This window comes from Hyphococcus flavus (genome assembly GCF_028748065.1).
Classification (GTDB): Bacteria; Pseudomonadota; Alphaproteobacteria; order Caulobacterales; family Parvularculaceae; genus Hyphococcus; species Hyphococcus flavus.
Window position 1 is genome coordinate 1537474 of record NZ_CP118166.1, and the last position, 12191, is coordinate 1549664.

The following is a 12191-nucleotide window of genomic DNA, read 5'->3' on the forward strand; positions in this document are numbered from 1 at the left end:
ATCTTCATGTTGGCTAGAGTAGGTTGCCCGATAGCATGTTCGACAACGGAATAGCTCCCCTACGAAAATTGCGCGGCAGCGGCGGCCGCAGGACAGGCAAATGAATCAATGCCGTGCCCCGCCGAAATTCTTTGCTGTTCGAGCAAACGGAATTTCTTCGCGCCCTGGCCTCCACTCCCCACCGCGATTTCTCACCTTGGAGTCGAGAACAAGCGCGTGCGCCTTGTATTCCATCTGAACCGCGGCGACGCGCTCGCCATTGCGAGACCAGTAAAACATGCGCTTTAACGCTGAAATAGTTGTCTTGGCAATCATATCGCATGCATCTTATCCGGAGTAGGTTTCAATCTACCTCGGTCATTCTCAAAAACCTTCTTTTGCATGTCGACAAGCGTGTTCCAGATTTGCAGGTTTTGTCGTTTTGCCAGGCGCTCAAGTGAATCTAGATCATATTTCGCCAATCGGTGATAAGTCTGTGCCTTTACTGCGTCGGTATTTTCGAGCGCGATCGCGGCGCGGCGATAAACCTTAATCCGTTCGAGCAAAAATCGCATGTGCGCCCGCGACGCGGGCGGCAAAGTCAGTACCAGCACCTCAGCTTCTCGAAGGAATGCAAGGCATCGCGCAAACGTACTTTCGTCGGAAGACAGCTCTGTGCGATTTGCGGACTCCGATGTTATGCGCAGGATTGAAGATTCCATAACAAGCATGCTCGCCCGCTCTCGATCAAATCTGTACAAACCACGGCTCCAGAGATCAGCCATGCGTCGCGCCATGAGTTCAAACTTTCCTTGCATCGTTGCATCGCCGGTTGCTTGGTCGTTGCGGTCAGACAACGACCCCAGTTTCAAGCAGGTTCGGATCATTGTGCGCGCTGTATGACCGCTCAAAAAATAGTCGCCACCGAACGCATCCTGATCAAAAATGAACAAGCGAATCTGCTCCGCAATGGTGAAAGCGGCAAGTGCGTCTGAAAACTCTTCTCGAATACTCCGCTTGTCATCTGATGAGAGCTCTTTATTAGCCAGCCGCAATTCGCCGTGGCGCAAGTCAGCTTTGGTAGCTAGCAACTCTGCATGGCGGGCGACAATCGCGGAAATGTAGGATAGGCTCTTGCCGTCGATCTTATTGTCATCCTTATCAAGAATGAACATGCTTGACGTCGAAGAAGACACATCGAGAGGCGAGCGATTGTTTTTGGAACGACTGTAGTTTTCACCGGCAGTCCAGTGCAGAAACTCATCTTTAAGATCGCGTTTCAGTTCAGAATACTTGTATCGCGTGAGATGTTCAAACCGAACGCGGCCGTCTATTTTCTCCGTGATTTTGTCTGCCAACGTCTCCGCAGCTTCAAAACTTGAGTTTGACATGAATATGTCGAGCATGCGCTTTGCGGTGCGAAGGTTCGCTAGCGACCATGAAAAATCGGATTCCTCCCTCGCTAACCCGTTTGGCGCTGGCTCTGTCTTGACCGACGCCGTCCACGGAAGTTTTGCTTTGACGAGCGCAGGGAAGTCTACAGTGCCTTCCGCATCATCTTCTGTCGCCTTTGGTCGTTGCCAGTGCGGCGACAGGCTGGAGGCTCCTCCCAACAGGAATTCCGTTTGCGCGATCGACAATACGTGTTCGTTTTGAATTGACCTCAATCGATCAGTGTTGGCGTTGTATTTGGACGCCGGCGAACCGTCATCGCGCAACAGTGACCTGAAAACAGTTGGGTTTTGATCCGCCGCGATAGGCATCGTCGAATCCGAAAAGTGAAACTGATCGATCCACGGTCGCTCAAGTTTGAGCAACAACTCATATTTAAGCCAGTCGGCGCTGAATGATCGCGACAGTCGATATTCGGGGACCCGCTCAAGTAGACGGCGGAAGCAATAACCGGCTGTCCACACCCATGCATCCTTCGCCCCATGCGGTATTTGCGACTCCGGTATAGCGCATGGAAATGGCATGAAGGCATCATAATCATCATTGAACGTCAGGCTGCTCAAGGTGTGATAGATGGTTGCCACAATGCGACGATATACGCGAATGTCGTCGTCCTTTGCACAACGCGCAGAACGTAGCGCCACAGTTTGTTGCTCCAGATTTTCCTCTGCAAGCAAACGATGGGCGACCAGGCGAATGGGGCCATATTCCGGCTTAAACGTCGTGTTTTGCTGAGTCGCTGACTTATTGGGCGGCGTGGTCAATTGGATAATGGTGTTCCGAAGTTCAGGAAAGATGAAATTGACAGCGGTGGGCTCGTAACGAGACCTACAAGTATCGGCATCGACGCCGTCCGTTTGTGTCTGTAGCGGACGACCTGGCGAGTCGTCATAACCTTCGAAGAAATCCTCACTCCGCACCCGTATCAGCGCGGACAGAAGATCAAGAAATTTATCAATCTTCGTATCGACTGCAATGCCGCAATCACTACGATGACGCGCCAAATATTCAAGTTGGATGACTGCTTCCTTCGACTGCGCTGCATCGGATCGTTTTTCGTTCCTGACTTTTAACTCACGCGCTTGGGAGAGTTGGCTATCTAGGTCGATGCTCCGCCACTTGACAAAGATTTTGCCCAGGGTTTCAGGCCGTACGCCGCCAGGGGCGAAAGCGATAACACACAACAGGAAAATATATTCCTCATCGATTTTGGCGAGATTCTCCAGCAACCGGGAAAAGAGCCTGTCCAGTAACTGATCTTTTCGGTCGATACCGCGTAGAAATTCTCCTAGGCGGTCCTGGCATAACCTTGTCGGATTGTTTTTATCGCTGTTGACTGGTTCGGGGTCTTTTGTGCGGCAAACTTCGAGCTCGCACGCGAACACTGCTGACAACAGGCTAAAAACACCTTCCGATGTTGACTCGTGCAGCGAGGGCGAACTCGACCGCAAACCCAATATCTCATTGGCAAACGCCAGCCGCTGCCACTTGATGATTTTCGGCATGGCAGACGCATCCGGTTGTGCGACGGGCAAGTCCGTAAAATCAAACCCTTTAAGAACCTCGTAACGACGGTCAGCAGATCGGTCGAACTTCAGACTATCGTCTGATAAAATAACAATCCGGTTCTGCGCGAATATGTCGAAATCGAACGTCTCATCGGGTTTGATGACAGGAGTTTCAAGCAAACGCGCAACAAGTTCCAACGTATGATTGCCGCTAATGACGCGCCCTGTATTCGGCAGGTTTTGATCTGCATCAAAATAACCGTCAAATATCAATAGCGCCGGCGTGCGTGCCATGGAACGACGAATGAACGTAATAGCGTCGTTGATATCATCGGTCGATTGAGGTGATTCGAATCTGTGTCCGGACGGGTGTCCTTCAAAAAAAGAACGCAAATGTGCTAGGATTTGTGGAAAGCTGAGACCGCCTCTGCCTCCGTCGCGGTGTAACAAGGGGACGTAGCAGCAATCAAGATCGGATTTGCGCCGCTTGTTTTCGTCGATAATATGGCCCGCAAGGGCACTTAATCCACCCCACATGCCTGAGCTCAGACTGTAACAATTTACGACTTGCGGTTTGTTTTTTCCGCCGACGGCGTCAGGCGCGAACAGCTCTTTGTTCAGATGATTAAGGAAACTGAAACGGACCGAATGGTCGTCAGGCTCCTGTTCAACGATGAATTCCGCGGCGCGATGACGGTCAAGCAGCTCGCAGCGATCATATAAGCGTTTGCGCCCATGTTTAAGCCAGAACTCAAACTGCCACGGAGCATCCGGTCCAATAAATGGCAAACGGAACAAGTCATCTTCGTGGATCGGCGGTTTTTCCGCGCAACGCAGCTTTTTGTTTATCTCTCCCGCCAGCCAGGCGATAAACGCTTCATCAATGACATGATAGGCTGATTTCTTTTTTGTCTTAAGCTTTTTACCAACTAAATTAGCGTTCAACCGATCTTCAAAATGTAGTGCCTGCACCTGATTTTCGGAATTTTGCTTGTCGGTTTTGTATTTCCGTGCGTCTTCGGGATGATATCGAGCTTCGGCGAGCTTCCCAATAGATGTATACCCAAGAACAGATTGAATAATGCGAAAACGAATGAGCGGTCCTAATGAAAGTTTTCTATTCTGTGCAATCTCGAAAAAATATGAACGCGGATGGTTTAACTGGTATTGCTCGTCCAATTCTTCATCGAATTCTGCAAGGCTTTCTTGATTGATCGATATTTCTTCACTATAGTGTTCTTCTTCTAATGAAACTGCTCTTAGCCATATTTTTTCTAGAATTTCCAGTCTTGTGCTCGACTGTGGCATTTATTTCCCCTTAGGCGTCTTTTACTTTCACGATCATTATCGAAATCGATGACACGATCAAAGTGTTTTTTGGAAAAATGGCAAAATAGTCCAAGAGACGAATCGCGTTTTGGGGATAAGCTCCAAAACCTAGCAATAACTGATTTCTGTTTTTGGAACTTGACACGATTTATTACGGCATAAGTGTCGCGCATCCTGCCCTCGGGAAATTGTATCCGGAGGGCCGACGATGTCGATACAAACGCAGCACACTGAGCCTAGATCCTCCGCGGCAAACGCCGCTTCTGCTAAACTGACTGACGCCGCTGGCGCACCGTGTGAAGTATCTTACAATAAAAGTAACCGGTGCGCATTGCACGCAGCACTTGGCGATGCTTGCCAGCCGGAAAATCCTTTTGTTGCAGATGAGACGGGTATCCGGCCGCATTGCGCGCGCGTAGACGATCCTGGCAGCGGTGGGCGACCGCATGCGCAAGATGACAGTGGCGGCGACGGCGTTGTCGATTCGGAGGTGGCGGATGTAACGCCCCAAGTGGAGCAAACCGGCAACGACGCTGATTGCGCTTCGACATCCGCACGAACAAGCGGGGCTGATGCACGCTCAAACTGGGCGGGTTTCCAATTACGCGCGGCTGCCTCCGCAGAAGCGATGTTTAAAGTCAAGGTATCGCCCGGGAATATCAGCGCGCTGATTCAGGGGTCGAAGGACGCCTTTATGGCGACGGTCGCTGAAATTCGCGACAGCAAGTCATGCGAAGCTACACACATGCCGGCAAAACCAGTGCGCCCGGCCGCGCACCGCCGCCGACCGCACGGCGCTCAAGTCGCGCAGAAGAAATGTCGACGGCGTCGGCCGTTGCTTGCAGCGGCCGTCGTCTGCGCGCTCGCGGTAAGCGGGGCGGCTGCCGCACAACTTGCCGCGCCGGAAACGACAGATCGTTTGTTTCGCGCCGTTATCGCCGCAGCGACCGACAAATCGGTAGTCGACGAAGTTCAGCAAAAACTGGACTGCGCGGAGGCATTTTCGATTGTGGCAGATAGTGGCGGCCCTGTGTTTCTTTCGAAACCAGGGTGTGCGGCGAATACGGGTTTTCTTTCGGCCCCATTTTCGGATGACCGCAAGTCGTCATTCATAGACGGTGCAAAAAAGGGCGAGGGCGATTATGCGCTGGCGTCGCCAGCCGCAATAGTAGGCGTCAATATTCCAGGCAAACGCCGGGTCATCACGTCAGGCTTTAACAGTGCCGGCACCGGCCTCGGGATGACAGCGTTTGAGGCATTGCTGCGAGCACTGCGGCCATATTTGTCCGCTACGGAAAAACTGAACGGCTTTTTCAAATATATTGCGTTTGTCGCGCACCAGAAAGATGATGCGATGCTCGACGAAATCGTCGCGCTGGTTCCGACCTGCACTGGGCGCGGCGCACCGGTCGCCGGGGTATACGGCGGCGAGATCTGCCGGGCTATGCTCTTCCCGACGTCCGGTAATGAATCTATCACCATCGCCGAAACGTGCCTGCTTGCTGCTGGAATCAATGAACCGTTGCTGATCACCTCAAGCAAAGCGCCTGCGACGATCCAGTTGGAAGCGCAAAATAGGCTCGCCGAACGAAAGGTTCCGGCGCGGCGCTGCCTGAGAGACGCCTACGAGCGCGGTGAAATTGACCGCGACGGTTACAGGACGGCGAAGGTCTGGCTTGATAGTTACAAGGCGCCGACGATCGAGGATTTCGGGGGGCTTGGACCAAATCCGCAACGCTGGCTTGACAGGCGTCTGCCGATGGCGCGCGAGGTGCTGAAGGACGGCGTTCGCTTGCTGGCCGGGCAACCGCGACGCCTAAAGACGTCGCTGATTCCGCCTGCGCAGCAGGCGCTCGACACCGCCGTTCGTACGGAACTGGAAACAACTATTGGCGATCGATTGAGCGAAGATGTGTGTGTCGCCGGTTGCAGCACGCCAATTGACTTCATCGTCGCTGTCGCAGAGAGGCGTATTGATTCAAGATTAGAAATCTTAGCTGTGGCCGCCAGCGACGAAGGTCTATTGCATGGTCCGGTCGCAAACGACGGCACTGTCGGTAGGCCGCACCGTTCGGGCGGCAGCGCCGGTAAACAGGCGTCGAGTGTCTGTGGCGTGAAGCTGTCGAGCCAAATGCAGATATGCCGCAGCGATCGCTGGGGCCTTAAAGATCCTGGCGGTGTTGAAGCTACGAGCTGCAGCAATCCGTCAGACTTTGTGTCTCCCATGCAGATCATGGCGCGTTCATTAAACAGCGCTTTCGCTGAATGGTTGCGTGATATTCCGGACGAGCAGCTGCGGGCGTGTCTGAAAACCATGGGTGCAACCATTCATGACGGCCTTGATGCGGATCAACTGCGCCGCACAACTGCGGTCGGAACGAAGGTCGTTTATACACCTGCAGCGCTTATGCGCGCGTCGAGCGCGATTGCTTTCGGATCGGCCGCCCTGCCGACGCTGTTCGACCAGCAAGCCCATGAAGGCTCGGTCCTCGATCTACATGCGTTCTTGACCAATGAGCAGTACTCTGAGGTGCGCCGATTGGCGATCGGCTCAGCGGCGCCGGCTGGCGGCACTCTTGCCGGATTCAGCGTCGCAGATTGCACGACACGAGCGCTGAAAACAGGCACCGTTGACTCGTATAGCAATTATGAAGTTCGCGACAAGGTGCTGGTCTGGTCAGGCGTCTGTGATGATCGCGAACTCACCGCCTTTGTGATGATCGGCTCGCCATACATTGATCGACCGCTTGGTGATGTTCGATCCGTCGAAGCCGCAAGCCTTTTGCGCAGATCCATAACCGCCGTCGCTTCCGCAAAGGTCGAGGAGATTGAAAGATGACCACTAAACCTGACACATCAAAAAATGCTTCGGACGCCAAAGCTCATTCAACGTCATCCGGGAAAGCCGACAGGAAGACCGCCAAGGAAACCGCTGACGCGGCCAGCGTCGCGACATCGCCAAATAACAAGGGTAGTCACGACAAATATAAAGGTCATGTTTCCGCCTTCTTTGTTGCGGCCGTTTTTGGCGGCTTTTCGCTGATTACAACTGGTTTTGGGATCGCGTCGCTCTTCGCCGATATGCCAACTGCATTCGCTGTGGCTTTTGGCATGCTCGGTAGTCTGGTTGTGTCAACAGCGGTATTCCGATTCTACACCGCGTGGTTCCGGCGTGAATATTGGAGCCGCTCGACGCTGGCGCTGATCGCTGTTTGTTCGTTGATGGCGTCGATATTATCCGCTGTTCTTGCAAGTGCGACGATCAGTTTCGCTGCGCATCAGAGCGCCTTCCAGGCTGAACGCCAGCAACCGGCGATCGTGGAAATGACAGCACCTCTTATTGAGGTGCGGAATAAAGCGACTGCAAATGCGACGCGCCTTGAGCAATTCAGCAAACGCATGGCGAAATTGAGCGAAGTAGAGGCGACGCGCGGTAATACATGCGACGGCGCAAATTTCCCTGGCGAATGCGGGCCGAGATGCCGAATGCGCGCGCGGTTGAGCAAAGAAGCAAAAACGTATTCTGACAGCGCTAAAGCTGTCGCCGACGACGCATTGGCAACAACATCCAATACTGCAGCGATTTCGACTGACGCTGAATGGGCGCAACTCTATCAGACCGTGGCGAAGATCGCTGATGATCCGCGCATTGCCTCTATTTCAGAATGGGCGGCGGCAACGGAATACGCTTTTGCAAATGGATTTACGGATCCGGAAACGAATAAGGCATTCACTTGCAGCGACCTGGAAACACAAAATGAACTAGCCAGCCTCAAGGCGTTTCTTAGTGAGAAAGTAGGTATCGATAAGGCTCCGATGATTCGTCCGGAAGCGACGTTTTCATTTGTAATTTCGGAAAATCTGAATGCGCTTTCATCAATGGCAATGCACCTTGCAGGCATTTCGCCAAGTTATGCTCGCGACGCGGCCGCACGTATGATCGGCCCGCTCTTCTTTGCACTGATGGTAGAAACATTCATTGCATTGTCGATTTATCTGGTTTGGTATCGCCGTGACAAACGACCAGACAGTCCCCTCCGCAGTGCGCAAGAAGAATTTTCCGGCACAAAACACGCGAATGTGCGAATAAAAGGTCCAGCGCCCGCCTCCGCATCGCCTGTCAGAACCTCGATTGAGCGCGTTGGCGTCGATCGCCCAGCATTTGTTGAGGAAGATCGAAAAGCCCTCGAATTTCTGCATGCAGCATATGCTGAAAGCGTATTCGAGGAAGTCGCGGAAATCTCCCGACGCAACAAACCGATCTTCAAAACGTATTTCATTCAACCGCTTTCGGGCGTGGATGATGAAACGCGGCGCGCGCAGGACTGGGCTGTGTCAGAACTAAATCTAGAACTGTCTGATTGGCCTGCGGCCTATGTTGTAGACGAACTGCCCGCGAACTTCCGTGACCGGATCAGGATGCGTTTCCCAGGTGTCGAAGACATCAAGATCTGGACGGTGCCGACCACCGCTCAAAAGCGGATGAAGAACATCATCAAAGCGCTCGGCCCAACGGTCGATTTCGCATCTGCGCTTGCCAATACCCGAATCCGACAGCGTGAATTCGAATTTGAACCGCGTATCGTCAACTGACCGAACCTTTCGTTCAAAAATCATGAAAAGGAGGGCATGATGAAGTTTTTTCGGTCAAAAACATCTCGCTGTAAAATGCCAGAACAGCGCTCGCTTATCGTTACGCCTGCGCCTGATCAAAAAAATCGAGGCAAGAACGAGAAGTCCCTGGTTGAGACGCCCAGCGTGATTCCAAATATCAACCCGGCGGCGATTGAAAAGCGCGCCCTCAAAGCCGGTAAGAAAATAGCCAAAACAAAACTGATTGCCCTGATCATAGGTTTGTTTGGCGTAGTCGCGCCATATGAAATCATCGCTTTGTCGTTGCTATGCGGTGTTCCAATTATTGTAACGCTTGCCGCATTCATTCGCAGCCGTCTTGACAGGGACAAATGGGCGGGCCTCGTGGGAAAGGGTGCTGTCGCCATGCTTGTATGCGCCGTACTCGTTGTATTGCGCGGCATGTATGTATCGAGTGATCCCGTCGCGAAAGCCGGCGCTTTGGCTGGTCAGGTTATCACAGGCGTTCCGTCGGCGGTATGGGCCGGCGTTTTCACAGGCCGTGTTCCAAATATTCCTCTGTTACATTTGGCGACGGCCATTGCGCTCACGCTGCTGGCGATCGTCGTCTTTTATCTGCAGTTGAACAATGCGCATCTTTCAAGACCGGCAAAGCCTAAAGACTACTATCGCGCGCAAGCGCGCCGGCCTCGGCGGGCCAAACAAATTCCAAATCGAATCGTAAACTGAAGAAAGGAGGCGACTATTAGGTAACCGTCAGCAACAAGCGCGTGAGTTTTTATAACGTTTGTTGTGCAACCGATGCGAACTCTACAGCTTCATCAACGAGCAATATCGTCCGCATCGATTTTTCCAACGAAGTAAAAGCAATTGAAAGGACCTGTATCATGGTAAAAGGCGTAAAAGCTGGAGGCGGAACATTCAAAATACCATCGGCATCAATGGCGACGAAAAGGTCGACCGCAAAGGCCGCTAAACCGCCCCTTACACCGAAGGAACCGCCAACAACACACTCGTCTAAGGCGAAACCCCCGAAATTATCAGGATTGAAACAATATCCCGGCGTTATCACTGCGGGCACGCGCAGTGGACTCAGGAAAAACGGGATCAACGTCAACGGGCCTCGCGGCGGCAGCGTTTTGAAGGGAAAAGATCAGCAAGGCCGACCGGCCATTTTTGTCGATAAGGCCAAATCCGGCGTGCGAAAACTGGCTGAACGCTTTGGTATGAAAACTAAAGGCAAAGACGTTGATCATGTACAGGCTAAAACAACACTGAAACCTGGCGTCTTTACCCGCCTGCAGGCGATTGATCGGGGTGCAAATAGATCTGCTGGTGCGAGTGAGAGGCGTGCCGGACCGGTAAAGCTAGTCGACGGTGTCGCTGTTGCCGACAAAGCGACAATTCGAAAGATTAACGGGCACAAGGCTGAAGCGCCGATGCCAAGAAACGCCAAGAAGACCCCGGCAAACCTTGCTGACAGGTTTAGTGGATATGCAGGTCATGCCGAAGCTAAGCTAGGCCAGAATTCAAAGCCGCGACACTCGCTTAAACCGATCAAGCCGGTCAAGAAATCAATGAAGCTGTTCTGAGATCGTGGTCAATAAAATGGTAAGTCAAAGCGACGAAGAGAACTCACTCACTCCAGTCAATAACTATCAGGAGGCGGACTTCCGCCTCCTGTCATCCGGCTGCGACATCAGGCCGTTACCGCCCATGCATTTTCCGATCGCGGCCGATCACTGCTTCATGGCAAAAGGATTAAGCAGAAAGGTTAGGGGGGCTGTAGCAACGCTTTGCCGCGTTTTCAGATCGGCTATGTTTCGAACGCCGTTCGATCCACAGCCTATCGTATCAGTAGAAGTCAATACACTGACGATGGTTTCTGGCAGTTCCGGGTCTGGCAAGAAAGCCCAGATAGTTACCCCGATGCTTACGCTAATAGATGAGCCGATGGTCTATATCGATCCGCAACGCGAAGCTGAGGAGGATGTTCCATTACGAGCGGCGTTAGGTCGGTATGTCTATGTTTTCGATCCGCGACGCCGCGATTCTGCTTCCGTCAATGTGTTAGCGGGTCTTTTGATTGATCAACCCGATTTCCTGGAGATTATCGAGTTGATTGTCGACGACCTTTGTCCAGAAGGCGGCGCTGAAGCGAGAACAGAAGAAGGGATAAAATATACGCGCCGAGCGCTTCGGGTCGCGATTGCGAACGAGGCCCAGCTGTCATTTATCGAAGGCAGACCGCCATCTCTTGTCGAAGTTGGCGAAGCCTTGGGAACTGACCGCATTGTTGAATCAATGCGTGCGTGGGCGGATTTCGGTCATAGAGACTTTAGACGACAAGCGGAGGATTTTCATTTTGATTTCAATAACGACCCGGAGGTTCGTGGTGGCGTCGCAAGCTTCATCCAGCGTGACCTCTCGTGGTTAAGTGATCAAAATTCGGCGCGCTTAGTAACCGGCGAAACTGGCGATGTCGCCGATCCACGCGATATGTTAGGTGATAGAATAAAATGCGACTGGTTTCTGCAACCGGGAGAAAACCTGGATGCGTCGGCTTCATTGTGGCGGATCTTACTGGGGACGGTCCGGCGCGAGCGTCGCAAATTGACGAAAGCGCAAGCACGTAGCATTGGTACACCAACATGGTTCATCGTTGATGAATTTCCGCGCGTAGCCGGTGCCGGCGCCAAAACTTTTGATGCACTTGTCGTAACGGACCGACAAAAGCTTTGCCTGCCGGTCTATATTTACCAGCATGATAAACAGATTGCGAAAGCCTTTGGTGAAGGAACCTTGAAATATTGGCGTGATTCGGCCTCACTCCGGATCTCACTGACCCCCGATCCTGAAACAGCTCGTGAGATCGCTGCAGAATGCGGCAAGGTTTATCATTGCGAAATGAACTATTCCGGCGAAGGGGACGGCGTCAGGGCTCATGCACAACGTCAATGGACGCCTATCGATGCCGTTTCGGAAAATGTTTTGGCGAGTATGAAGATGGGCGATGTTGTTTGCCGGTATGCAAGTCCGCACAAGGAGCGATTTACGATTGTCGATACAGGACCGCTATTTTTTAAAATGCCCTTGTTTAAATCATATGTTGAGGCATGCATGCGAAAATATCCCTTCCCGTTTAAGGCCGCTTACTACGACAAAAGCGAGATCGAAAGTTTTGGTCAACTTGAAGAAAAATAGATGTAATTTGAAGCCTTAGAAAGTCACTTTCAGGTGCTACGACAATGCGGTACGCGTTAGTTCATACCTAACGCGGCCCCATTTTATTCAGGCTAAGGTGCTGATTTATATTAGTTATTTATATAC

At 52.3% G+C, this 12191-nt stretch carries 8 protein-coding genes; 5 read left to right on the forward strand and 3 right to left on the reverse strand.

Features of this window, described 5'->3' with window-relative positions; translation table 11 throughout:
* Positions 1-105 precede the first annotated feature (105 nt).
* Both PUV54_RS07505 and PUV54_RS07510 read right to left on the reverse strand, forming a co-directional pair.
* Positions 106-315, reverse strand: coding sequence for a hypothetical protein (locus PUV54_RS07505; protein ID WP_274494998.1), 210 nt, complete (start codon positions 313-315; stop codon positions 106-108).
* The gene (locus PUV54_RS07510) at positions 312-4247 is read right to left on the reverse strand and encodes a hypothetical protein (RefSeq protein WP_274494999.1); all 3936 of its coding nucleotides are present in this window, start codon (positions 4245-4247) and stop codon (positions 312-314) included. Before PUV54_RS07510 ends, PUV54_RS07505 begins: the two co-directional genes overlap by 4 nt.
* A gap of 352 nt (positions 4248-4599) precedes the next feature.
* Here PUV54_RS07510 and PUV54_RS07515 point away from each other — a divergent pair, with 352 nt between their 5' ends.
* From PUV54_RS07515 to PUV54_RS07525, 3 genes are read left to right on the forward strand one after another with little or no spacing between them, the layout of a single operon-like run.
* Complete coding sequence (locus PUV54_RS07515) at positions 4600-7107, forward strand: hypothetical protein (RefSeq protein ID WP_274495000.1); 2508 nt, start codon at positions 4600-4602, stop codon at positions 7105-7107.
* Positions 7104-8861, forward strand: a complete 1758-nt coding sequence (locus PUV54_RS07520; protein ID WP_274495001.1) for a hypothetical protein — start codon at positions 7104-7106, stop codon at positions 8859-8861. Before PUV54_RS07515 ends, PUV54_RS07520 begins: the two co-directional genes overlap by 4 nt.
* 36 nt (positions 8862-8897) lie before the next feature.
* Positions 8898-9590, forward strand: a complete 693-nt coding sequence (locus PUV54_RS07525; RefSeq protein ID WP_274495002.1) for a hypothetical protein — start codon at positions 8898-8900, stop codon at positions 9588-9590.
* Positions 9591-9639: 49 nt separating this feature from the next.
* Here the strand turns inward: PUV54_RS07525 and PUV54_RS07530 are convergent, their stop codons facing one another.
* Positions 9640-9972: a hypothetical protein gene (locus tag PUV54_RS07530; RefSeq protein WP_274495003.1), complete on the reverse strand. Its 333-nt coding sequence runs from the start codon at positions 9970-9972 to the stop codon at positions 9640-9642.
* Positions 9973-10000: 28 nt separating this feature from the next.
* Here PUV54_RS07530 and PUV54_RS07535 point away from each other — a divergent pair, with 28 nt between their 5' ends.
* Positions 10001-10453, forward strand: a complete 453-nt coding sequence (locus PUV54_RS07535; RefSeq protein WP_274495004.1) for a hypothetical protein — start codon at positions 10001-10003, stop codon at positions 10451-10453.
* Between the two features lie 226 nt (positions 10454-10679).
* A complete protein-coding gene (locus tag PUV54_RS07540) occupies positions 10680-12065 on the forward strand; it encodes a type IV secretory system conjugative DNA transfer family protein (RefSeq protein ID WP_274495005.1) in 1386 nt (461 codons plus the stop codon).
* Positions 12066-12191 lie beyond the last annotated feature (126 nt).